The 25,139-nt window shown below is 42.7% G+C and carries 14 protein-coding genes; 9 read left to right on the forward strand and 5 right to left on the reverse strand.

Annotated elements, in window-relative coordinates; genetic code table 11:
* The 3 genes from GGD38_RS10625 to GGD38_RS10635 all read left to right on the forward strand — a co-directional run.
* The coding region (locus GGD38_RS10625) for a gliding motility-associated C-terminal domain-containing protein (RefSeq protein ID WP_375303815.1) at positions 1 to 3,759 on the forward strand (3,759 nt) is incomplete at its 5' end.
* 11 nt (positions 3,760 to 3,770) lie between these two features.
* Positions 3,771 to 4,781 carry a PorP/SprF family type IX secretion system membrane protein gene (locus tag GGD38_RS10630; protein ID WP_375300885.1) on the forward strand — a complete coding sequence of 337 codons (1,011 nt, stop codon included), beginning with the start codon at positions 3,771 to 3,773 and terminating at the stop codon, positions 4,779 to 4,781.
* A gap of 241 nt (positions 4,782 to 5,022) precedes the next feature.
* Positions 5,023 to 8,262, forward strand: a complete 3,240-nt coding sequence (locus GGD38_RS10635; protein ID WP_375300884.1) for an AsmA-like C-terminal region-containing protein — start codon at positions 5,023 to 5,025, stop codon at positions 8,260 to 8,262.
* A 28-nt stretch (positions 8,263 to 8,290) separates the two neighbouring features.
* Here GGD38_RS10635 and GGD38_RS10640 read toward each other — a convergent pair whose 3' ends face one another.
* Complete coding sequence (locus GGD38_RS10640; protein ID WP_375300883.1) at positions 8,291 to 10,018, reverse strand: leucine-rich repeat domain-containing protein; 1,728 nt, start codon at positions 10,016 to 10,018, stop codon at positions 8,291 to 8,293.
* Positions 10,019 to 10,187: 169 nt separating this feature from the next.
* Positions 10,188 to 11,582 (reverse strand): TlpA family protein disulfide reductase, encoded by a 1,395-nt coding sequence (locus GGD38_RS10645; RefSeq protein WP_375300882.1) that lies wholly within the window; start codon positions 11,580 to 11,582, stop codon positions 10,188 to 10,190.
* Positions 11,583 to 11,853: 271 nt separating this feature from the next.
* Between GGD38_RS10645 and GGD38_RS10650 the strand changes: the two genes are divergently transcribed.
* The 6 genes from GGD38_RS10650 (at position 11,854) to GGD38_RS10675 (ending at position 20,520) form a co-directional block, all read left to right on the forward strand.
* Positions 11,854 to 12,489: an RNA polymerase sigma factor gene (locus tag GGD38_RS10650; RefSeq protein ID WP_375300881.1), complete on the forward strand. Its 636-nt coding sequence runs from the start codon at positions 11,854 to 11,856 to the stop codon at positions 12,487 to 12,489.
* A 109-nt stretch (positions 12,490 to 12,598) separates the two neighbouring features.
* Positions 12,599 to 13,627 carry a FecR family protein gene (locus tag GGD38_RS10655; protein ID WP_375300880.1) on the forward strand — a complete coding sequence of 343 codons (1,029 nt, stop codon included), beginning with the start codon at positions 12,599 to 12,601 and terminating at the stop codon, positions 13,625 to 13,627.
* A gap of 16 nt (positions 13,628 to 13,643) precedes the next feature.
* On the forward strand, positions 13,644 to 16,859 hold the full coding sequence (locus tag GGD38_RS10660) for a SusC/RagA family TonB-linked outer membrane protein (protein WP_375300879.1): 3,216 nt from the start codon (positions 13,644 to 13,646) through the stop codon (positions 16,857 to 16,859).
* Between the two features lie 19 nt (positions 16,860 to 16,878).
* Positions 16,879 to 18,312, forward strand: a complete 1,434-nt coding sequence (locus tag GGD38_RS10665; RefSeq protein ID WP_375300878.1) for a RagB/SusD family nutrient uptake outer membrane protein — start codon at positions 16,879 to 16,881, stop codon at positions 18,310 to 18,312.
* A 14-nt stretch (positions 18,313 to 18,326) separates the two neighbouring features.
* Positions 18,327 to 19,070, forward strand: coding sequence for a DUF4843 domain-containing protein (locus GGD38_RS10670; RefSeq protein WP_375300877.1), 744 nt, complete (start codon positions 18,327 to 18,329; stop codon positions 19,068 to 19,070).
* 7 nt (positions 19,071 to 19,077) lie between these two features.
* Positions 19,078 to 20,520, forward strand: coding sequence for a PKD-like family lipoprotein (locus GGD38_RS10675; protein ID WP_375300876.1), 1,443 nt, complete (start codon positions 19,078 to 19,080; stop codon positions 20,518 to 20,520).
* Between the two features lie 376 nt (positions 20,521 to 20,896).
* Here GGD38_RS10675 and GGD38_RS10680 read toward each other — a convergent pair whose 3' ends face one another.
* The 3 genes from GGD38_RS10680 to GGD38_RS10690 all read right to left on the reverse strand — a co-directional run bounded on the left by GGD38_RS10680 (position 20,897) and on the right by GGD38_RS10690 (position 24,986).
* Positions 20,897 to 22,486 (reverse strand): ABC-F family ATP-binding cassette domain-containing protein, encoded by a 1,590-nt coding sequence (locus GGD38_RS10680; RefSeq protein WP_375300875.1) that lies wholly within the window; start codon positions 22,484 to 22,486, stop codon positions 20,897 to 20,899.
* A 136-nt stretch (positions 22,487 to 22,622) separates the two neighbouring features.
* A complete protein-coding gene (locus GGD38_RS10685; protein WP_375300874.1) occupies positions 22,623 to 23,939 on the reverse strand; it encodes an ankyrin repeat domain-containing protein in 1,317 nt (438 codons plus the stop codon).
* A gap of 486 nt (positions 23,940 to 24,425) precedes the next feature.
* Positions 24,426 to 24,986: a helix-turn-helix domain-containing protein gene (locus GGD38_RS10690; RefSeq protein WP_375300873.1), complete on the reverse strand. Its 561-nt coding sequence runs from the start codon at positions 24,984 to 24,986 to the stop codon at positions 24,426 to 24,428.
* Between the last annotated feature and the right edge of the window lie 153 nt (positions 24,987 to 25,139).

Consider the following 25,139-nt stretch of genomic DNA (forward strand, 5'->3'; position numbering starts at 1 on the left):
TACAGAGATACACTCTCCAGCAGAGCCGGTTGTGATTCGATTATCAACCTCATCCTGACCGTAAATCCTGTATTAAGAGACACAACCAGGGCTACCATCTGTACCAGTCAGCTGCCATATCGTTGGAATGGTATTAATATCAATGCTGCTGGCACATATACAGACACACTCACCAGCAGATCCGGTTGTGATTCTATTACTAACCTCATTCTGACGGTAAACACAATACTCAGAGATACAACCAGAACCACCATCTGTACCAATCAACTGCCATACACCTGGAATGGCATTAATATTACCGCTGCTGGTACCTATAGAGATACACTCAATAGCAGAGCTGGTTGCGATTCGATTACCAACCTCATCGTCACCGTAAACAGCGTACTCAGAGACACCACAAGGACTACCATTTGTACAAACCAATTACCATACACATGGAACGGCAACACTATCAATACCGCCGGCACTTATAGCGACACGCTCAGAAGCACCAGTGGTTGCGATTCTATTACCAACTTAATTCTGACCGTAAACAGTGTCCTCAGAGATACAACCAGAACAACCATCTGTACCAACCAACTTCCATTCAATTGGAATGGCAATTCTATCACTGCCGCCGGTACTTATAGCGACACGCTCAGAAGCACCAGTGGTTGCGATTCTATTACCAACTTAATTCTGACCGTAAACAGTGTCCTTAGAGATACAACCAAAACAACCATCTGTACAAATCAACTTCCATTCAATTGGAATGGCAGCACTATCAATACCGCGGGTACTTATAGCGACACACTCAGAAGTATCGCAGGTTGCGACTCTATTACCAACTTAATCCTGACCGTAAACAGCGTACTCAGAGATACCACCAGAACGACCATTTGTACAAATCAACTTCCATTCAATTGGAATGGCAATAACATTACTATAGCCGGAGCATATAGCGACACACTCAGAAGTATAGCCGGTTGTGACTCTATTACCAACTTAATACTAACCGTAAACAGTGTCCTCAGAGATACAACCAGAACCACCATCTGTACCAACCAACTTCCATTCAATTGGAATGGCAATAACATTACTGTAGCCGGAGCATATAGTGACACACTCAGAAGTATCACAGGTTGTGACTCTATTACCAACTTAATTCTGACCGTAAACACCGTACTCAGAGACACCACCAGAACCACCATCTGTACCAATCAGCTGCCATACACCTGGAATGGTATTAATATCAATGCCGCTGGCACATACAGAGATACACTCACCAGCAGAGCCGGTTGTGATTCGATTACCAACCTCATCCTCACCGTAAACAGCGTACTCAGAGACACCGCCAGAACTACCATTTGTACAAACCAATTACCATACACATGGAACGGCAACACTATCAATACCGCCGGCACTTATAGCGACACGCTCAGAAGCACTAGTGGTTGCGATTCTATTACCAACTTAATCCTGACCGTAAACAGCGTACTCAGAGACACCACCAGAACTACCATTTGTACAAACCAATTACCATACACATGGAACGGCAACACTATCAATACCGCCGGCACTTATAGCGACACGCTCAGAAGCACCAGTGGTTGCGATTCAATTACCAACTTAATCCTGAACGTAAACAGCGTACTTAGAGACACCACAAGAATAACCATCTGCACCAACCAACTGCCATACAATTGGAATGGCAGCACTATCAATGCCGCTGGCACTTATAGCGACACACTCAGAAGTATCGCAGGTTGTGACTCTATTACTAACCTAATACTGACCATAAACAGCGTTCTCAGAGATACTACACTTACTACCATCTGCACCAACCAACTGCCATACACCTGGAATGGCAATACAATTAACGCCGCTGGCTCGTATAGCGACACACTCAGAAGTATCGCAGGGTGCGATTCTATTACCAATTTAATCCTGACTGTAAACAGTGTTCTAAGAGATACTACATGGACAACCATCTGTACTAACCAACTGCCATATAATTGGAATGGCAGCACAATCAATGCCGCTGGCACTTATAGCGACACACTCAGAAGTATCGCAGGTTGTGACTCTATTAACAACTTAGTTCTGACCGCAAACAGCGTACTCAGAGACACCACCAGGACAACCATCTGTACCAACCAACTGCCATACATCTGGAATGGTAATACAATTAACGCCGCTGGCACTTATAGCGACACACTCAGAAGTATCGCAGGTTGTGACTCTATTACCAACTTAATTCTGACCGTAAACAGCATCCTCAGAGATACCACCAGAACGACCATTTGTACCAATCAACTGCCATACAATTGGAACGGCAACACTATCACCGCCGCCGGCTCCTATAGAGATACGCTCACCAGCACCAGCGGTTGCGACTCTATCATCACACTTGTACTAAACGTAACCCCAACATTTAATACCAGTGAAACAGTAACCTTATGCCCAACTCAATTGCCTTATACCTGGAACAGTTCTCAATACAACGCCCCTGGCACTTACAAGGATACTCTCATCAGTTCGGCCGGATGCGACTCTATTATAACATTAACCCTTACCATAAAACCATCGACTTCTGTAACAGAAAATATTTCAACCTGCCAAACCTCTTATAAACTACCAAACGGCATTATTGCAACGTCAAGCGGAACATACAGATCTACCTTTACCAACCAGGCTGGTTGCGATAGTATCATTATCACCAACCTGATATTGCAAGCTTCTCCAAAGCTGGTTGTAAACAATCCGGCCCAGGCCTGTGGTCAATTAACACTCGATCTTACCGCTCAGGTTATAACCGCAGGTAGTGAACCCAATCTTACCCTGTCTTATTTCACCGACGCTGCCGCAACCAGGCCGATCCCTGATCCCAAAAACATAACCACCGGCGGAACCTATTATATTAAAGCAACAAACGCTGCGGGCTGCGAAACCATTAAACCAGTTACAGTTCAGTTTAACCAGTTGCCAACGGCCTCTATTGCAGGTAACGATGTTTGTCCGGGTGCAAAAGCCAGGCTAACAGTAACCTTCAACGGTAGAGCGCCATTTGCCCTCACGTATACCAATGGTACAACCAGTCAAACAAGTGTGGGTATAACTACATCAATTTACCAAATTGATGTATCGCCCACAATAAAAACAACCTATACTATAACAAGTGTATCTGATGCTTTCTGTACAAACAATGCAGTGAATGCATCTGCAACTGTCAACATGATTCAGTCGCAACCATCGATCAGATATAGCGAAGTGATAACATCTGTAAACGTAGCAACACCATTAAAGGCAAGATCCCTGGGCAATAATTACGCGTATAAGTGGACACCAGGAACCGGTCTAAATAAGAACGACGTAGCAAACCCTGTATTCAATTATGGCCAGCGGATGGATTACCTCATCTACATAACTGATGCTGGCGGATGTTTGATCGTAGATACCCAAACCGTAAAAGTAATTGCCAGAACACAGGTAAATGAACCGCCAAACTTATGGGTACCAACCGCCTGGTCGCCTCATAACAAAGACGGACATAACGATCTCCTCTATCCGTTTACAGTCAATATTGTTGAATTAAAGTATTTCAGGGTATTTAACCGTTGGGGCGAACTGGTATTCGAAACTAACGTATTAGGAAAAGGATGGGATGGAATTTACAAAGGCGTTCCGCAGGTAATGGACACATACACCTGGACGGTAGAAGCCGTTGGCAATGACGGAACCGTATTCAAAAAAGCAGGTAATGCAATGCTATTACGATAAAAAATTGCGTTATGAAACACAAATTCATTTGTAAAGCGATATTTTGGTTATTATTTCCCGGGGCTGCATTTGCCCAGGACCCGAGCTTTTCTCAATTCTTCTCTTCTCCGTTAAATATTAATCCAGGCCTCACCGCCAATATCAATAGCAAATGGCGAATGGTCTCCAATTTCCGCAACCAATGGATTGGTCCTGCAAGTCCATATGCAACCGGCACCGTTTCTTACGATAGCAAGGTCATGAAAGATAAATTACCTGAAACAAGCGTACTCGGGTTAGGCGGCATGCTGATGTACGATTATGCCATGTCGGGCATTCATAAAAGCGTGTATGGGTCATTAAATGTTTCGTATAATATAACTTTATCAGATGACAACGGCGATCATCGCCTGGGAATAGGAGTGGGGGGCATAGTGGCCAGCAAACGAATAGAGTTCCACCGGCTTATATACCCCGAACAATTTGCAGGAAATGGTTTTGATACCAATTTACCCTCAGGAGAAGCTGCTTTATCAAACATGAAACCTTATATTTCTTCCAGCGCAGGTATCACATATAGCTATACGAACGACAGAAGCAATTTCGATATGGGCATTGCCGCATTTCATTTGAACCGGCCAAAACAAACCGTGCTCGATGACCCGAATAAACATCTTGCCATGAGAAAAGTGGTGCACGCGAATTTTGAAACATACATCAACGACGCCGTGCTGCTAAATACCAACGGCATTTATCAGGAACAATCAAAAGCCAGTTACTTTTCAGTAGGGGCCGCATTAGGAGTCTTTTTGAGTGAAACAGGAGAAGACCAGGTTCTTTACGCAGGGGTTTGGTACTGGTCAAAAAATGCCATTATTCCATATATTGGACTTAAGTGGAAAAACATGCAATTCGGTTTAACCTATGATGTAACCATTTCAAAACTCAGCGAGGCAGAACAAAAACCAAAATCTTTTGAATTGTCATTTATTTTACGGGGCGACGATCATAAAGATGGGGTGATCTGGTGCCCCTGGAAATAACGCTCCCATACAGAATACATAATTCATTTTTTAAATAAATAGGCTATCCCTCCCCATTTTTTTGCCACCCAACGCTATTTACCCCTCTTTCGTATACTTTGTGGCTGAATTATGCCGTTAACAATAAGGCTGTTATAATGTTAATTTAGGCAGTCACATCGTGTATTTATGGCGTTCAGCAGTTATTTTTGCAACAACATTGCCTTGCAGACTGAATGAAACCCCCAAACCAATTCGTCCAATGAAAAGCAAGACGCGAAAGAGGCTCGTTCGTTTTCTGTTGATACCTGTTATTGTCCTGGTTTTGTTGATAGGTGTAGCATTTACAATTTTGCTCACCCAGCAACAGCGCCTGGTTAAACTGGCTATTAAAGAGATAAATAAAAAGCTCCCCGGTACTATTTCCATCGACGGCAGCAACATCTCATTTGAAAATTTTCCATATATCTCCATCCGGTTGAACAATGTGCATTTTTATGCAACCAAAAGCACACAGGAAAAACCTTTGTTTGCAGCGGAAAAATTGTTTGCGGGCTTTAGTTTACCCGATATTCTGAAACAGAATTACAATGTAAAGGTGATCGGTGTAAAAAATGGTCACCTCGATATGGTACAGGAGAACAATGGGCAGTTGAATATCGTTGAGGCCAGTCGCATAGCCCCCGATACAACAGCTAAAACAGATACTGCTGAAACAGCACTGAAGCTGGATATTAAAAAGATCGTGTTAAAGAATCTGGCCGTGTCTTATCTTGATAAGCAAAGCGGTCATCAGGTGGTTACAAAGATCGAGCGCATTCAATCTTCAGTACAACACGATAGCTTGAAAATAGGCGCCAGCCTTACCGGTAAACTGCTGGTTGATTATACCAGTCCCGGCAATACCACACTTTTCCGCCAAAAACACCTTGAAACGGATCTTGCGCTTACCTATGAAAAAGCCAGTGAACTACTCACCGTTAACAAAGGAAAATTAAAGGTAGAAGAGGCCGAGTTCAATATTACGGGTAATGCCAGCCTGAAAAAAGACAACAATACAGTTGATATTAAATTCGCGGGCGACAAACCCGACCTGCAACAATTGATCGCATTTGTTCCTGAATCCGCAGCAAAGGAGTTGAAACGTTTCCGTTATGATGGCCATGTGAACTTTGATGGTTCAATAAAAGGCAGTCTTGCGAATGGACAAATGCCAAGGATCGACGTACATTTTGGCTGCGCCAATGCCTGGTTGCATAATTCCGAAACTAACAAACGGCTCGATTCGCTGGCGTTTAAAGGTTATTTTACCAATGGCGATGGCAAAAGCAATAAAACGTCCGAACTGCACCTGCTGGGCATGCATGCCCGCCCCGGTACCGGGATTTTCGATGGCAATTTCGTGATGCGCAATTTCGACAACCCGAAAATACTTATGCAGGTGAACTCCAAACTGGAGCTGGAGTTTATCAGCGCTTTCCTTGGGATAAAAGACCTGCAACGTCTTACGGGACAGATCAGTCTTAAAATGAATTTTAAAGAACTGGTTGATATCAGTATGCCCGAGCAATCGATGCACAAACTTACCGAAGGTATACAAAGCGAACTGTCGGTGCGTAACCTTACTTTCCGCATTCCGAATTATCCATACAACGTAGAACGACTGAACCTGCATGCAGATATGAAGAACGGTTTTGTGAAGCTCGATTCCCTGGTATGTAATATCGGTCAGTCTGATTTTTATATAGATGGCTCACTGAGCGACTTACCCGCCATCTTCCATCATCAAAGTAAACCGGTAATAGCCAGGGTGAACGCACGCAGCCGGAAAATGGTATTGCGGGAATTGCTGGATATCGATACCGCCAAGAACCGGAAAGGGAAAGAAGAAATTTATGGCTTCACTATTGGCGCATCGCTTGAGACTTCGGTAAATGAGCTTTTAAATCCCAAGCCTTTACCTAAAGGCATTATAAAGATCGAACACCTCAATGCCTCGTTTAAAAGATATCCGCACGCATTTAAAGAATTTGGCGCCGAACTTACTATAGCCGATACCATGTTGCGTTTGAAAAATTTTGGTGGTCATATTGATAGCTCCGACATTTTATTCAGCGGCCGTGTAAACAACTACGCTTTGTGGTTTGATAAAGTAAAGCGGGGAAGAACAGAGATCGCATTTGATCTTAAATCAACCCGGTTGGCTATGAGTGATCTGTTGGGTCGCAAAAGCAAAAAAATGGTACCCAAGGCCTGGCACGATGAGGTGGCTACGAACTTGTGGCTACGTTCAAAAACACAATTGCGGTACGATAGCGTATGGAAGTTCGCCAATGTAAAAATTGCCAATATTTCGGGTAAACTGGCAAAACATGCGCTTGAGCTCGATAGTATAAAAGGTAATGTGAAATTCAATGGCGCCAATTTTATAAAGATCGATACGCTTACCGGAAAAATTGGCCGCAGCGATTTCGATCTCAACATGCGTTTATATACCGGTACCGACACCGTACGGAAAAAGAAAGAGAATTACCTGCGTTTCTCATCACGTTTTCTTGATGTTGATCAGTTGACGAATTATAAATTCACCGAAGAAGAACCGGCAACCGATGTGGCCAGTGCGCCAGGAACAACACCTGCTGCACCCGTAAAAACAGTATCAAACTCGGCGCATGCAAAAGCATTCAATATTTTCCAGGTGCCCTTTCTTGACTTTAACGCATCGGTAAATATTGGTAAGGTTAAATACCGTCGCTTGTGGTTGAAGAATCTTAATACCAATGTGCGCATGCTTGAAACACATCATCTGTACCTCGATACATTGCATGTAGAAATGGCTGGTGGCGCTTTTGACGCAAGAGCGCATTTTAATGGCGCCGACCCTGAAAAAATATATTTGAGGACCCGTATAAAAGCGAACAATATCGATCTGCAAAAACTATTATTGAAGCTTGATTATTATGGCCAGGATTATGTGATCAATAAGAATATAAAGGGACGCCTTACCGGACAAATTAAATGTTATATGCGCGTGCACCCCGATCTTACGCCTATGCTCGATCAGTCAAAGGCGGAGTTGGATGTAAACATCTACCATGGGGAGTTGATCAACTTTGCGCCTATGGCTGCTATGGGAGCATATTTTAAAGACAAGAACATGAATATTGTGCGGTTCGATACCCTGCACAATGTGTTTACCTTTAAGGATAATACCCTTAACATTCCCACAATGAACATCAACTCTTCCTTAGGTTTTCTGGAGTTTTCGGGTACACAGTCGCTCGATATGAAGATGGCTTACTATGTGCGTATACCGCTAAAAATGGTAACCCAGGTTGGCTGGCGGGCAATGTTCGGCAAAAAGAAAGAAGAAGTTGACCCAGATCAAATTGATGCTATTGAATACCGCGACAAGGATAAAAAGATCCGGTTTATGAACCTTACCATCACGGGTACACCCGATGATTTTAAAGTGAAATTAGGTAAACCGAAAAAAGCATAACAAAACAGGGGGTAACCGCCCCCTGTTTTTATTTCCAAACTATTTCAGTATTTGGAAAAGCCGCGTTAACTCTTTCTTCTATTTCCGGCGAAAACTTGTTATACCGCACATCGAGGTATGTAAGCTTTTTAAGCTCATAGAACGTTTCTGGTAGCGATGGAAGATGATTGAATGAAAGATCGAGATACCGCAAATGCGTCAGTTTATTAATGTCTGCCAGGTCTTCCCATTTCATTCCCGGACTTGTAATGATCGAGAATTTGCCTTTACCTTCGTCAATTTTATTTTCCTGCATCCATTGTATTTGTTTCTTCCAATCCTCATCATTCTGCTCCTCTGCCATTTCTATCCAGGTGTCTAGCATATCCTGAATAAAGCGCTCGCTTTCTTCCTTGTTGCGGTCTATTTCCAAATGCTCAAGGGTAGAAAGTTCAAATAACCTGTTTTTCCAGCTATGGAACTTGCGGCTGATCACCAGTTTTTTGAGATTAGGAAAACGCCTGAAATCAGGGAACACCGGCGATTGCGTACGTCCATCCGTCCATATAAACGATTCCAGCGTTTGCACGTTCTCCAAAGTCACCGGCAATTCTTTTATTAAGTTCGCCCTGAAATCGAAGTGTTTCAGATTTTTCAGTTTTGTTATAACTTCAGGGAATACAGCAACGTTATCTTTATCATTATAGCATTGATACATGATAAGCTCTTCCAGCTTCTCAAGTTTTGCCAAACTTTCCGGCAGCGGGGTTGAAACATAATTGATCTTTAATACCTGCAATTCACTCAACGCACCAATTGCTTCTGGAAATGCGCTCAGGTGATGATTTGAGCTCAGGATCAAAACGCGTAGCTTTTTAAGTTTGCCAATGGCCTCGTCGATTGTCTCTATGCTGCAGTCTGACAAATTAAGCTCTTCCAGATTTTCCAGTTCACCAATAATGGCTGGTATTTCTGTAATGATATTTATTGAAAGGTTAAGTTTTTTCAGCTTCTTTAATCTGGCAAGGGAAGCAGGGAACGCTTTAAGTTTTTTATCACTCCAATCCAATTCCTCCACCGCATCAATATTACCACTAGTGATCCGTTCCAGTTCTTCTTCATACTGTTTCCGCAGCGGTTTTACACCTTCTTTAAATGGCGACAGGCCCTGTTTTACCACCTCAATAAAATTCCAGACATTAAATTCGCCCTTATCATCCAATACAGCAGGCACCACCACTTCCTCCAATACCTCATTGGTATAGTCGTACTCAAAAAAATCATTATGGTCGCTATATACATTTATTAGAATGGCGCCCTCGGGTTTAATGGCAGAATGATGGTCAGAGTTCAAGACATAAGGAACATAAGTAGTGCCTTCAACGGTTATAGTGCCATCGTTATAATAACCATAATAAGCATATTTAACATGTGCATCACCGGTAATGAACATAGTATCATCACCACTGTACAGCACTTCGCAATGTATACTACCCAAAACCAGTAGGTGCGGACTGTAATCACCCATGCCAACCACGCCGCTAACAGAAAGGTTGCCGTTTATCATAACCAGCATATCGCTAACATCCTGATCGCTGTTCAATTCCTTAAGAAATGTTCTTACCGCATCCTGGTCAAGATTTCCATCAATAGTGGTATCGCCATCAAAAAACAAAATGGCGTCATAGGAGCAACTGCCAATAATATCGTAGGGGCTCATATCAAATCGCTGGCTGATCTCTTCCTGGCTTAATAGCTTGGGGTCTAATAATTTCATTAAGATAATAGTTAATATTAATTGATCCGGGTTTTGATTAATACAGAACGGGTATTTATCAATAATCGTGCAAATTGCTCAAAAAACATAAAAGGTGAGCTGTTCACCAACTGGCGAACAACCCACCTTAAAAATCAGAACACGGACAAAACGAATTATAGGGTTCGGCTTACTTAGTAGCAGTTGCAGCTGCAGTAGCCTTGCTGTTCAAAGTACTTAACAATAATTCTTTTAATTCAGGTTGAGAAGGACGGGGCGAATCAACTGTTACAATTTTTCCATCCTGGTCAAATACCAGAAAACGGGGAATGCCCCTGATATCATAATACTTTGCGAAATCGCTCCAGCCTTTGGCGTATAACTGAATTCCTTTAAGTTGTTCTTTATCTACAAACTGTTTCCACTTTTCGAAATCCTTTTCTTCATCAACTGAAATAGAAACAAAGGCAATGTCTTTATCCCTTAACTCTTCCTCAAGCTTTTTCAGATGGGGGATCTGCGCTCTACAAGGCCCGCACCAGGTAGCCCAAACATCAACCAGCACCACTTTACCTTTCAGGCTGGCCAAAGTAACCTTTTTGCCGTTGATATCGGGATAAGAAAAGTTAAACGCCATATCACCTTTTTTAAAAGTACCCACCTTCTTCAACATGCGAAAATACCTTGCCTGCATTGAATCGCTTACCAGGTATTTTTTATAGGGCTCTATTTCAGCAGTAAAAGTTTCAAGCGTTTTATAACTGCTCATAAATCCTTCAACATATATACCCTTTATGGTATCATTTCCGAAGTAAGGAAGTATATCTGCCAGTTTAAGTCTTTTGGTTGAGTCTGGTGTTATTACCCTTGTATAAACATAGTTGAAATACATTCTAACCAGGTCGGTACCAAAAGCAAAATTCAGAATAGCACCATCGGCATATTTATTGGGTTGATAAACACCTGCGTAATAGGGCACAAAATCATCTTTGCCGGGGTGTTTGCTATTAGGCGTATACAGAAATTTCAATGCAGCATGTTCCATTTCTGCATCGATCAACTTTTTCATTACTGCATTGAAAGCCGCATTGGGTGTAACCACCTTCTTTTTAAACGCTTCGGCCTTTGGTACAAAAGCAGTAAGGGTGGGGAAGAAGCTGGCATAAGTGGCCGTGTCTTTCCGGGGAAATACGCTCATTTGCGTAACGGGATAAGAAAGATCATCCCACTCTTTCAAAATTCTATTTTCCGGTGTGGGCTGTATATACTGATACCCTTCATCAGAAATAGCGATATTTATTTTGTCGCCCGATTTAAGGTACACGCGAACCAATGTCTTTTTAGCCTGGTTGCTCAGATAATAAAAACCGTTCTTTATATCGGGCAATGCAAAAGCAAACTGTTGTTGTTTATTTAAGCGCGCCGAGGCCAGTTCAATCTTTTCGCCATTAATTACATCGAAAATAACAACCGCTGTCGCATTCTCTTTTTTCATAGTGCCCTGCACCATAGTGAGTTTTGTTTGCGCTGTTGAGAACAAGGTGGCCAAACAAAAACAAACAATAAATAAAACCCTGATTTTCATTTAATAGTTATTTTAATAATAGTTGTTTGTCTGCAGATACTATAATTTGCAGCGAATTTTGGTTGCAACCGGTAAAAATGCCGAACGACCATTAGTCAAATGGGATAAAGCTCTGATGCCCAATGCACCGTTCGGCAATAGAATAAACGATGTGAAATTTTTTTTTACCCCAGGTAAGAAGAAAGAGTTTTCGAAAAAAGCATATAACTGCTTTACAATAATTTATGTAAAACGTAATTTTATTTTAATATTGGGGCACTTTTAAGGTTTCATGGACATCAGCCAAAACGCACATATAGAGGAACAAAAGTTATGGAATACCTTTTTGAAGGGGGATGACAAAAGCCTTGAAATTATTTACAGGCGTTATTTCGACGAGCTGTATAATTATGGAAATAAATGGCTTAATGACATTTCTCTCACCGAAGATTCTATACAGGACCTGTTCGTAAAGCTGCTTCGCACCCGCCAGAACCTTTCCCAAACCACTTCCATCAAATACTATTTGTTCAGGGCATTCAGAAGTATTGTTTTAGACAAACTGAAATCAAAAAATAAGACCGCCTTAATTGACGAAGCAGGGAAATCGCTTTTCGTGCTCGACCTGTCGCCCGAAAAGAAAATGATCCTGCAGGAAGAAGTGCTGTCATTACAACAAAAATTGGCAACTGCCCTCGATGCACTTACACCCCGGCAGCGGGAAGCCATCTTTTTACGCTATATAGAAGGCTTTTCATACGAGCAGGTGGCCACTATGATGGACCTTACCGCCAAAGGCACCTATAAGCTGATGGCCAGGGCAATTGACGCCTTAAAAGAACAAATGAAAGGAACCGCCTGGCATATTTTAGTGCCGGCCGGATTATTTATACCATTTCTGAAATATTTTTTAAAAATGATGGGGTAATAATATGATGTACAGTCGTTTTATCATTTACACTAATCGCCAAATCACCTAAACACCCTTTTCTGCGGTGCATATTGTTTAGCGCATGCCGAAAAAGGGCCGACGCCTTATGTCAGATCAGTACATAAAATATTATCAATACACGGTTTCCGACTTTATGTTGGATGAGGATTTCCTGTTGTGGATCAAACAACCGGATGAAACCAGGGATGCATTCTGGAACGGACTGCTACTGGTACAACCTCAACATGCTGATAATATTTCAGATGCCCGTAAACTTGCAGCAGCACTCAATGTTCAAAAAGAAGTTGTTGCAGAGTCTACAAAAAACAGGATCTGGCAATCGGTAATATCGGCTGCTGAAACCTCAAATGGTAAAGTAGCTGTTATGCGTCGTTCTGTTTGGTTAGCGGCGGCAGCAGCAGTTCTATTGATCGCTGGCAGTTTGGTAGTTTACCAATACCTGAAGAGCGACCTCGAACTGATAAGAACAGCGTATGGCGAAAAACGTACCCTTACTTTGCCCGATGGCAGTAAGGTAGTGCTGAACGCCAATTCACAAATAGAATTTGCTTCGGAGCCAAAAGACAATACACCGCGCGAAGTGTGGATGACGGGTGAAGCGTATTTTGATGTAGTGCATAAAAATAAGACCGGTACACCAGTTCAGGAAGCCGAACGTTTCATTGTGCATTTGCCGAACATGAACGTTGAGGTACTTGGAACAACCTTCACCATTAATACCAGGCGAGAACAGGAGCAGGTGGTGTTGCAAACCGGAAGTGTGAAAGTGCAGGTAAATTCAAAACCGGAAACTATATACCTGAAACCCGGCGAATTGATCAGTTATAACAAAGACAAAAAGCAACTTTCCAAAACTACGACCAATCCCACCGATATTGCCTTATGGAAGGAAGATCAGCTGAAATTCGATAACACGCCGCTAAGCGAGATCGTAAAACTCATCGAAGACAATTACGGCTACAAAGTGGAGGTTACCGACAGCTCATTGTTGAACCGCACCATCGGCGGCACCCTTTCTTCAGAAAATCAGGAGATCCTTTTCAAAGCACTGGAAAACATGTTGGAGGTTAAAATTACTATTAACGGCAAAACGTTATCAATAAGCAAGCAATAAACCGACCATTAAATAAGTGCTACTGACAAAACTGCTTACTCAAAGCAAGGTGTATGTTATTGCCATTGTGGTAGGGTTTTGTATTGCCTGGCAGCAACCTACGCCCATACAATCAGTACTCGATTCCATTGCAGCTTACTATAAAATAAACTTTGCTTACGAAACCAGCCTGCTTCAACATGTAACTACCTCATACCACTTTGTGCCCGGCAGCACGCCATTGCAAAAAGTGTTGCAGGAATTATTAACGCCACTTGGGTTAAAAGCATCCCGGCTCGATAATAAGAACTTTGCAATTGTATCGGCCAAACGGTTTTCAACTACAGAACCAACTACATTAATTGAAGAATCTATAGTACTACCGGATATCCCGGATTCCCTGTTTAAACCCAAAAACCAGTTGCTGGAGCAGGTGATTGTTACAACAGGTTTATACAAAAGGCCAAAAGAGAATTTTACCGGTGCAGCCACCACCATTTCGGGTGAAGAATTGCGTAAGGTGAATGGTGTAAATTTGCTTGATGCCTTAAAAGTATTTGACCCCGCCATTCGTATTTCCGATAACATACAATTTGGAAGCGACCCCAACCGGTTACCAACGATCACCTTGCGCGGCACCAATAACTTTCCGCAGCAAACAACCGGTGCCGCCGTCCCCGCTTCAGGCGCCGACTTCATGGCCAACTACTCAAACAATCCCAATCAACCCTTATTTATCCTCGACGGGTTTGAAGTAAGCCTGCAAAAAATATACGACCTCGACATAAACCGGGTGGCCAGCTTTACTATTTTAAAAGATGCAGCAGCCACTTCAATGTATGGCTCAAAAGCCGCCAATGGTGTTATTGTGGTAGAAACCCGGCAACCACAAATGGGCAGGTTACGAATAAGCTACAGCGGTATGGTGCAGGTAACAGCGCCCGATCTTACGGTATATGACTTAACCAATGCTGCCGAGAAACTGGAGGTTGAGCGACTGGCTGGCGTATATTCAGCCTATGCAACCGGCATTAGACCCGATGCCGATGCGGTATTACGAGAACGATATGCGACCAGGTTAACAGCTGTGCAAAAAGGCGTAAATACATATTGGTTATCGAAACCGGTAACAACCGGTATTGGCAGCCGGCATTCATTATACCTCGAAGGTGGTGATGCCTTTGTACGGTATGGTATCGATCTTTCGTACATCAACAATACCGGCGTAATGAAGAACAGCAACCGCAGGAATTACAGTGGCGGCATGAACTTCAGTTACCGGCATAAAGGCCTGATGCTAAAAAATGTTTTATCCATCGCATTTATCAATGGCAACAATTCAAATTATGGCCCGTTCAGCGATTACACAGCACAAAACCAATACTGGAACCCATACGACTCAACGGGTCATGTGGTAAGCGTACTGGAAACTATAAAGAACCCCGTAACACCGGGCGCTACCAGTTCTTTTTATAACCCATTATACAATGCAGCGTTGAATGTGGTTAATAAAATGTCGTACACCAACATCATCAATGCCACCAATATAGAATGGCTGTTGAGCAAAGGACTCAGGCTTTCAGGTCGAATGCAGATCACAAAACAACACGACGAAAGCGACAAATTCTTACCGGCCAAACATACCAAATTCGCTAACGAAACAGACAATACTAAAAAAGGAAGTTATACAAAAGGCGAGGGGCATTTCTTTTCCTACGATGGAACCTTGCAATTGGATTACAGCAAACGTAGTGGCAAACATCTTTTACTTAATTCAACCGGCGGAAGCATTGCGCAAACAAACAGCGACTTTATGACGGTGACCGTAACCGGTTTTCCCAATGAACGGCTCGACCAGATAAATTTTGGAAATGGTTATCCTTCAAATACCAAACCTGTTTATGAGAATATCACCACCCGGCAGATCTCAGGCTATACCAACTTCAACTATAGTTACGATAACCGGTATGCAGCCGATCTAAGTATCCGTACAGATGGTTCTTCCCAATTTGGCAGCGAAAAACGCTTTGGCACTTTTTGGAGCGCGGGCGTAAGCTGGAACCTGCACAAAGAAAAGATACTGGCCCATATACAGCACATCAACCTTATGCGCATTCGTGCCAGTATGGGCACCACCGGCGATAGCCGGTTTCAATCGTTCATGGGTATAAGCACCTACCAATACTATACCGATCAAAACTACCGCGGCCAGGTTGGCGCTATCCTCAGCAGCTTTGGCAATAATAATTTGCAATGGCAAAGCACATTGAAAAGAAACCTGGGCATCGATCTTGGGTTATTCAAAAACCATGTATACCTAAACTTCGATGTATTTCGCGAAAATACCGATCAGCTGATACTCGATATCACTTCACCGCCATCGATGGGTGTTACCAGTTATAAAGAAAATGTAGGCGGGCTCGGGAACCGGGGCTATGAGTTTAAGCTAAACATATTCCCAATAAAAAATGAACATAAACGGCTTTACTGGAGCATATTTGCCAATGGGCTGCATACCCGGGATTATATAAAATCAATTTCAAACTCCCTCAAAAAGCTGAACCAGTTAAACGACGCCAACAGCACCGATCCCAATTCAACTGATTACAATAAACAGGTATTGCCGCAATACCGTTTTCAGGAAGGCATGAGTGTAAATACCATATGGGCTGTGCCTTCACTTGGCATTGACCCCAGCACCGGGCGTGAAGTATTTGTAAGAAAAGATGGTACCATCTCTTACACCTGGAACGTGGCCGATAAAGTACCGGTTGGCAATACCATCCCCGATCTGCGGGGCAGCTTTGGCACCAATATAACCTGGAAAGGTCTTTCCATGGGTTTGTATTTCTCCTATGAACTTGGTGCACAGATCTATAATCAAACGTTGGTGAACAGGGTAGAGGTAACAGACTTCACGTATAATGCAGATCGACGGGTATTACTTGGTCGTTGGACAAAACCCGGCGATGTTACATACTTCAAAGGCCTGGTGAATGAGAACGGCGTTACGGTAACCACACCCACCAATGCCACTTCGCGTTTTGTACAAAAGAACAATTTTGTAAATGCAGAAAGCATTTCCGTGTCATATCAATTATCGAACAAGCTGAATAAAAAACTACATATCAATAACACAAGGATCACATTTATTACCAATGATCTTAAGCGCTGGTCGTCGATACAGGTGGAACGCGGGCTCGATTATCCATTTGCCCGCAACTTTACTTTAAACGTAAGCACCACCTTTTGATCATTAGTAAACAGTAACAATGAAATTTAAATACCTCATATATATTTTTATTGCAGCCAGCCTTACAATAGGCATGGGCTGTAAAAAATGGCTCGATGTATCGCCAAAGACCCAGGTGCGGGAGCGGGACCTTTTTGAAACAGAAGATGGATTTAAGGATGCCCTCATAGGCTGCTACCAGCTATTAAGCGATAAAAAAGCCTACGGACAAAACCTTACCATGGGATTTGCCGATGCGCTGGCGCAACGCTATAACACGCTTTCTACAAGCCATATTTTTTATGCAGCAAGTAGATACCAGTACACAAATGCGGCCGTTAAAACGTATATAAAAGATATCTGGGGCGCTTTATATGCCGGGGTAGCCAACGTAAACAATATACTTGAGCAGATAGATAACAGGAAAACAGTTTTCAGCGGCAACAATTACAATGTTGTGAAAGGCGAGGCCCTGGCAATAAGAGCATTATTGCACTTCGATCTGCTTCGACTGTTTGGCACAGCGCCCATAGTAAATGCAAACAAGCCATCGATACCCTATGTAACAACCTTCGATAAAGAAATATATCCACTGCTAACCGTCACCGAAGTAATAAACAATTGCCTCACCGACCTGAATGCTGCTGCTGAATTATTACGGCTCAACAAAACCATTCATACTGTTTATAACGATGATCCATTTCTTTCTTATACCCGCAATCATCTGAATTATTGGGCCGTGAAAGGTTTGCAGGCAAGGCTCCACCTTTACAAAGGCGACAAAGCGGCCGCCCTGGCAGCAGCGCTTGAAGTAATAAACGAAGGCGGCCCTCAATTTCCATTTGTAACACCGGCCGCCGCGGCAGCTGTCAATAACCGCGACCGGGTTTATGCCACAGAACAACTGTTCAGTATATATGCTTATAAACTGGCAGACTATGCAAAAGATTATTTTAAGACAGAAGCCGCAAACGGAATACCTGCTTTATATACATCTACCACCGACCTGAATAATTTATATGAAACAACCAATGGTGGCAGTTCCGACATCCGGTATCTGTATTGGTTCAATTCCTATGGCTCCGGTTATTCAGCCACTAAATATTGGCAGGATGATTATTCGGAACAGGAATCGGTAATGCAGTTAAAAGGACTTATACCGATTATAAGATTTTCAGAAATGTATTATATCGCCGCTGAATGCGCCGCCACACCGGCTGATGGAGTATCTTATTTAAATGTCGTTCGCAGCAAAAGAGGCATACCAGCTTTACCAACCGCACTTAACGCTGCGGCACTTGAAACCGAAATTCTAAAAGAATATAAAAAAGAGACCTATGCCGAGGGGCAGTTATTCTATTACTTTAAACGCAGGAATACAACCCGGGTCGATGGCAGTAATATCCTAATGAACGATGCTACCTGGATATTACCAATACCTGATGATGAAGTAGAATTTGCGAACCGGTTTTAACCAACCAGTAAAACATGATTAGCAGGAAACTGTACATATTAATACCGGCACTTTTTGTATGGCTGGCTTGTAAGAAAAGCGAGCTCACCAGCTATAAGCAAACCGATATGATATATGTTTATAAAGATTTTTACAACACCAATAAGGACAGCGTCACTTATTCATTTGCCATTAAGGCAAACAGCTTAATCACCGATACTATAAAGGTGCCCTTACGAATTATGGGCAATGCCCGCGATAAAGACAGAAGGGTAGCCATACAAACAGTGGCCGATAACACAACAGCCACCAGCCAGCAATACACTATACTGCCAACGATTGTAAAAGCTGGTTCATTTACCACCGATATACAAGTACTGGTAAACAGAACACCCGACATGAAAACAAGGGAAGTACGAATACTATTGGAAATAGCAGCATCAACCGATTTTTTACCAGGTGTTCCCAATACCACAGCAACCACCAGCAGGGCAGGGGGCGCCACCCAATACCTAATAAAGATCAACGATCTTTTAACCAAACCATCGAACTGGGAAAGCCTGCTAAGCGCTTACTTTGGCGCTTACAGCCAGGTAAAATATAAATTCATCATAGATGTAACAGGAAGAACGGAATTTCCTATAACCGGGCAGGATATGGTATCACCATCACAATTTCTATTTTATAAGAAATTATGCCGCGAGGCGCTTGAAAACTATAACACAACCAATGGGCCGTTAACAGATGAATTTGGAATGATTGTAACATTCCCTAATTAATTGATACATGACAAAGTATAACACATACTTCTTCATATTATTTATAACAGCAGTTATACTGGCCGGTTGTTATAAGGATAAAGGCAATTACGACTATCGCGATATTAACCAGGTAGTGTTAAACACTGATAGTGATACTGTAATTGTTATTTTACCTGCACCATTAAAAGTGAACCTTAGTCTGCAACAAACCATACCGGGCAACCAGGGGTTTAGTTTTGAGTGGGTGCTATACCCAACCGGCGGCGTGCCCGCCACCCGCCGAACAATTGGCATCACACAAAACCTGGAGGCGGTAATTACCGAGTTACCCGGCACCTATTACCTGATGCTTTATGCCAAAGACCGCTCAACAGGAGTGGAGTATCAAAAGAGATTATACATTTCAGTATTAACTGCCTATAGCGAAGGCTGGCTGGTTGTTGAAGAAAACAATGGCCAGTGCGACCTGTCGATGATAACACCAGCCGATACCATTTTCAGGAACATCTATTCACAAGCCAACGAAGGTGCAAAATTACCTGCAGGCACAAGGCGTATACCTGAAATAAAAACCAATCGCGGCGAACAAAAGATCTTCATTCTTTCCCCCGCCGATATGGTACAGGCCAATTACAGCGACCTGGTAAAGATCTCCGGTTTCAGTGGTTTCTTTTGGCAGGCGCCGGCGGTACCAAAACCACAGGAGTATTTTGTAAACGGCGACGATGAAGTAATGCTGAACAATGGTCTGCCATATGGCCGTACCCTTGTAAGCAGCGGCACAAACAAACTCAACCTGCCACCCGATGGCAAATATTATATGGCGCCCTTTGAGATCTATAGCAGCTCCATTGGCTATTTGTTGTACGATAACATTTCGCAAAGCTTTTTCAGGCTCGACCTCAATACCATGAACCTGGTGCCGTTCACTACGCCCACCACGTCACAGTCATTTTATCTAAATAGCATAGGTAAAAGATTGCTCTATGCCGGAATAAATACCACCACCCAATACAACGCCATATTTAAAAACAATAATAACGACTCGCTGTTTGCCTATGTCTTTAACCCAACCTCGGCCTCTCCGGCAATAAACAGGTACGATGGGCTCAGTGCACCCGGCTTGTTGAATGCACACTTATTCGTTGGCTCAAGAAAGCTGCCGCATTTGTATTACGCATTCAACAATTCAATATATAAATTGGATATACAGGCAAAAACAGCAACTGTCATTTATTCCTTCTCTGCTGGTACCGAAATAACAGCTATGAAAATGTACCGGAATATGAAAACCTCAGCCGATGTTAATAACAATAACCTAATAGCAATTGCAACATATGAGAATGGTGAAGGCAAGGTATATTACTTCCCACTTGCCGCAACCGGTAATTTTATAAATAACACATACAGCAAGCTGTTTACCGGTTTTAACTGGATCAATGAGTTAACCTTCAAAAGTTTGAAATAACGAAAAACCCCATGGCAATGGGGTTTCCGGGTTTAATAAATTACACTAATAGAGTGTGTGCTTCTTCACGGGTATTGGATAACCTGGAAAACAGGACGGAACACATAAGATATCGGATAAAACGGGGCCATCTCGAAATGTCTGGTTGCGCCAGCACTGTTTCAAATATAATAAGTAATAAATATAAAGCAAAGCCTTTTCTACAATTAGTAAAATGTTACTAAAGAATTCTAATAAGTATTATCACTTTAAGTGTTTTTGTAACAAATGATTAAGGGTCATTTTTTAAAAAAGTGACCTCGATCAATAAATTTATATTCCAGGCTAGTGCTACATTAGCAGTGTTTATTGTCCGATATACAATTCAATTACATGATTATATGTCAACAATACGTTCAACATTTACCTGCGCTATAAAATGTTCATCGTGCGAAACGACTATCAGCGTGCCTTCATAATCATTGATAGCCGCTGTTAAGATCTCTATGTTTTGAATATCCAGGTTATTGGTTGGCTCATCCAGCACAATGATATCGGGGGCCTGGTTACCAATGGTAAGACAGCAAAGTATCAACCGCATACGCTCGCCACCACTTAGCGCAATACAAGGTTTGTCCCAGTCTTCTTTTGTGAACAAAAAACGCGTCAGCCTGATCTTGATCTCATGCTCCTGCAAACCCGTTTTGTTATATTGTTGAGCCTGTTCGTAAACACTGAGTGTATTATTGATCAATGAATAATCCTGATCAATATAAACATAGTTATTATCGGCCCGCTGCACGGCCCCGGTGGTGGGTTCAAGGTCGCCTAAAATAAATTTGATCAGCGTTGACTTTCCCGAACCATTCAAACCCCTGATGGCAATACGCTCACCGCTGGTTATTTGTAAGTCGAGGTTGTGCTGCCATATAGGTTTACCCTTATTATAACTGTGATTGATGCCGGTTGCCGTAAACAACACCTTGCCTTTATGCAAAGCAGTATTATCGAAGCCGAACTTCATTTTATCAATATCGGGTAATTCATTACGCAGCGCCTGTAGTTCACCTGAAATACCGTCGATCTTTTCAGCATGAGTGCTTTTGGCTTTTGCGGTACTGTTCTCGGCACTATTACGAAGCGTATTCATCATAATACGGGCAACACCAGATTTCTCTTGTTTACGTTTACCCCGGGCATCGAGCTTTTGTTGCCGTTCCATGGTTTCGCGTTCCTTCTCTTTAGCCTTGCGCAAAGCTTTTTCCTTACTTTGAATATCCTGGCTCAACGCATTGCCGGCAATTTGCTTTTGCTCATAATAAAAATCATAATTACCGCCATATACAACGAGCCCGCGTTTGCTTAATTCACAAACCGTATTCAACAGGTTCAACAGTTTTCTATCATGGCTAACCACTATCAGCGTATCGGAGGTTTCTTCAATGTATTGATATAACAATTCCCTGCCGGCTGTATCGAGGTGATTGCTGGGCTCATCGAGTAAAACCAACCGTGGCTGATGAATATGAATGCCGGCCAAAAAGACCTTTGTTTTTTGTCCGCCACTTAACTCCGACATTTTTTGCGAAAGGTCATGCTCCTGCAATTGCCAGTATTGCAGCGCTTCCTGGCATCGTTCTTCAATTGTCCAGTCGTCATTTAGCAGGGAGAGATTATGTTCAGTTACTTTTCCATCCAGTATCTCTTTCAAGGCAGCCAGTTTGGTATCAATGCGTAATGCCTGGGCTATGGTAAGCTCATTAAACTGCCCAAACAACTGGGGTATATAATAAGGCGGCGTATCGTAAATAACCTTTCCTTCATGCGGTTCCAGTTCACCCGCAATGATCCTTAACAGCGTAGATTTGCCGGCGCCATTATTACCAATAAGGGCAATTTTATCGCGATTGTTTACAGTAAGATCAATATTATCAAATAAAAGCTCCCTGTTGGGATGCAGGTATGACAGATGCTGCAGAATAAGCATATAATTCCTTTCTTCAAGTAGTTAACAATAGAAAATTTTCCGCGTTGCGGATGCTGTATGTTATTATCTGAAAGAAATTATCTACTACATTAAACGAATATTCGTGGAAGAGGCTGCAAATATACAAATTGTTTTTTTATTCACTGGCAGCCTTTAAAAGTACATCAATTTCGTCGTACCCTGTTGGTAATGGTATTTGCTTAGGGGAGGCGCCGGCGGCCAGCAATGCCTTTACCGAATCGGGCGAACGTCTTAATGTCCAATAGGAATCTACACAGGCTTTTACGGCCAGGGCAAGTGGCGTATGCCCATGTTTATCGGGCACATCAACAGGCGAACCTGCCTCGATCAATATTTGAACAATAGCAGGGAAGCCGCGCCAGGCGGCAACATGAATGGCCAGGCTCGAGGTGGGAATTTCATAATATCCATCGCCCATTCTATAGGGCGCATCGGCGGGTATGCCCAGTTTCAATAATTGTTGTACCCCGGCCGCATTACCGCCTACGCTAAAGCGGGAAAGCAGTTCGCCACCCATCAGTAATAATTGCTGCACCAGGTAGGTGTTTTCGGCCACTATTGTATTGATTGCATTGGTATCAGCCTCGGCGCAGGCCTCTATCAATTTATAAAGACCTGTAAGTTCGGTTGAAACCCCTCTTTGCCGCAACAACTGTAGCACATCGGCCCGGCCTTCACAGGCAGCCAGTGAAATGGCATTAAACCCATTTTTCATCAATAAGGGATCGGCGCCATGATCGAGCAACAGTTCAATAAAAGGTAATCCGTTGGCCCGCATCAGCGAATGATGCAAAGCATACCAGCCCCTTTTTCTTTCTCCATTGGGGTCGGCGCCATGATCGAGCATATACTTCAAGCCTTCGTAATCGTGCCAGTCTAATTTCCGTATCAGCATTACCGACAGGTTTTCCTTTATTAACTTACCTGTTTCCACAATTGCTTTCATGGCATCATTCTCATATGTTTCGGGTGAATGATAAACCGCTTCTTCATCATTGGGATCGGCGCCCCGTTCAAGCAACAATTTTGTTAGTGTGGCATGTTGGTTCACACCGGCAGCGCCATACAATGCCGATTCAAAACCGGGATATGGGCCCTGTGCCATAAAGCCCGAATTGGGATCGGCGCCCGCATCGAGCAGGGCAGTGGCTGCCGCAATAAAATCATTGCTTTTATCTTTATTAAATCGAAGGTATTTGGAGAAACAAAGATGTACCAGTGCATTGGCCCCATATGGTTCTGATACCGCCGTAACATTCCTTGGGTCTTCGGCCAGGAATTGTTTTACGGCATCCACGTCACCGGTAATACATGCCGTATGAATATCACAGGTAGCTATATCGGGGTGCGAAGCCAGCATTTGCTCCGCTTCATCGAGCGAACCATACCAGGTGGCCGCTTTTATAAACTCAGCGCGTCGTTCGTCATTCATTGCTGTGTTCTTTAATACTAATTTAAAGAAAAAAAGGGAGTGGGGATGAAATAGGTTAGTAACATGGAAGTCGGCAATCGTGAATCGGCAATCGGCAATGAACCCGAATCTTATGGCCTCGCTAATCGTGAAACGTGAAACGGCAAACGTGAAACGTGAAAGGCTCACCTAATTTCGAGGCTCGCGCTTTCCGGCAATCGTGAATCGGCAATCGGCAATGAACCCGAATCTTATAGACTCGCTGATCGTGAAACGGCAAACGTGAAATACAGCTTAAAGCCGAAAGCTTAAAGCTAAAAGCGAATACAAAATATAACTGAAAACTATACGCCATCGCGTAACCTGAAACTTGAGACCTGAAACTAAAAACTAAGAACTAAGAACTAAGAACTGTTTTCCCTTTATCAACTTTATCACCTCTATCAACCTTTCAACTATTACTCAGTCTGCTGCACACAGAGTCCCGTCAACTTGTTAACTCGTCAACTAAACCTTATCAATAGGCTTCCGCGTATTCTCCTTTAATTCACGAAACTGGGTAGGCGTTAATCCCGTTTCTTTTTTAAACTGTTGCGACAAATGCTGCACGCTGCTGTATTCCATTTGACAGGCAATTTCGCTCAGGCTTAGTTCATTATATGTTAACAATTCCTTTACCCGCTCTATCCGTTGGCGAATGGTATATTTTTCAATAGTACTGCCTTCAGTTGCAGAAAAAAGGTTTGAGAGATAATGATAATCTAACTGCAATCTTTCTTCAAGTATAGCCGACAACTTTTTATTGTTACCGTCTTCATTTCTATGTATAAGGGAAATGATGATGTTCTTTATTTTTTCAACCAGCTTTTCTTTTTTATCGTCGAGCAATTCAAAGCCGATAGCAGTAAGGTTATTATTTAAATTATTCAGCTGTTCGGGGGTAGGTTCATTATTCAGCTGCACCTCGCCTAAGCTTACGCTATTATATTCAATGCCTGCCTTATCCAGTTGTTCCTTTATTACAAGGATACAACGGTCACACACCATATTTTTTATATACAATTGCATGTTGCAAAGATAAGAGTAAGTTGACGAGTTGACAAGTTGACGGGTTGACTAGGCTTTATGTGCACCAGGTTAATTAAAGGCTAAAACCTGTATTGCTTGCAGCTGTTTTCCTTCCCCTTAAAATTATATACACCATGCTCATTATTGTATAAC

It is taken from the genome of Niastella sp. OAS944, assembly GCA_024809215.1.
Lineage (GTDB): Bacteria > Bacteroidota > Bacteroidia > Chitinophagales > Chitinophagaceae > Niastella.

Excerpts from the sequence above, each read along its gene's own strand:
- GGD38_RS10630 (WP_375300885.1), top strand. The coding sequence starts at position 3,771 with ATGAAACACAAATTCATTTGTAAAGCGATATTTTGGTTATTATTTCCC.
- GGD38_RS10635 (WP_375300884.1), top strand. The coding sequence starts at position 5,023 with ATGAAAAGCAAGACGCGAAAGAGGCTCGTTCGTTTTCTGTTGATACCT.
- GGD38_RS10640 (WP_375300883.1), bottom strand. The coding sequence starts at position 10,018 with ATGAAATTATTAGACCCCAAGCTATTAAGCCAGGAAGAGATCAGCCAG.
- GGD38_RS10645 (WP_375300882.1), bottom strand. The coding sequence starts at position 11,582 with ATGAAAATCAGGGTTTTATTTATTGTTTGTTTTTGTTTGGCCACCTTG.
- GGD38_RS10650 (WP_375300881.1), top strand. The coding sequence starts at position 11,854 with ATGGACATCAGCCAAAACGCACATATAGAGGAACAAAAGTTATGGAAT.
- GGD38_RS10655 (WP_375300880.1), top strand. The coding sequence starts at position 12,599 with ATGTCAGATCAGTACATAAAATATTATCAATACACGGTTTCCGACTTT.
- GGD38_RS10665 (WP_375300878.1), top strand. The coding sequence starts at position 16,879 with ATGAAATTTAAATACCTCATATATATTTTTATTGCAGCCAGCCTTACA.
- GGD38_RS10670 (WP_375300877.1), top strand. The coding sequence starts at position 18,327 with ATGATTAGCAGGAAACTGTACATATTAATACCGGCACTTTTTGTATGG.
- GGD38_RS10675 (WP_375300876.1), top strand. The coding sequence starts at position 19,078 with ATGACAAAGTATAACACATACTTCTTCATATTATTTATAACAGCAGTT.
- GGD38_RS10680 (WP_375300875.1), bottom strand. The coding sequence starts at position 22,486 with ATGCTTATTCTGCAGCATCTGTCATACCTGCATCCCAACAGGGAGCTT.
- GGD38_RS10685 (WP_375300874.1), bottom strand. The coding sequence starts at position 23,939 with ATGAATGACGAACGACGCGCTGAGTTTATAAAAGCGGCCACCTGGTAT.
- GGD38_RS10690 (WP_375300873.1), bottom strand. The coding sequence starts at position 24,986 with ATGCAATTGTATATAAAAAATATGGTGTGTGACCGTTGTATCCTTGTA.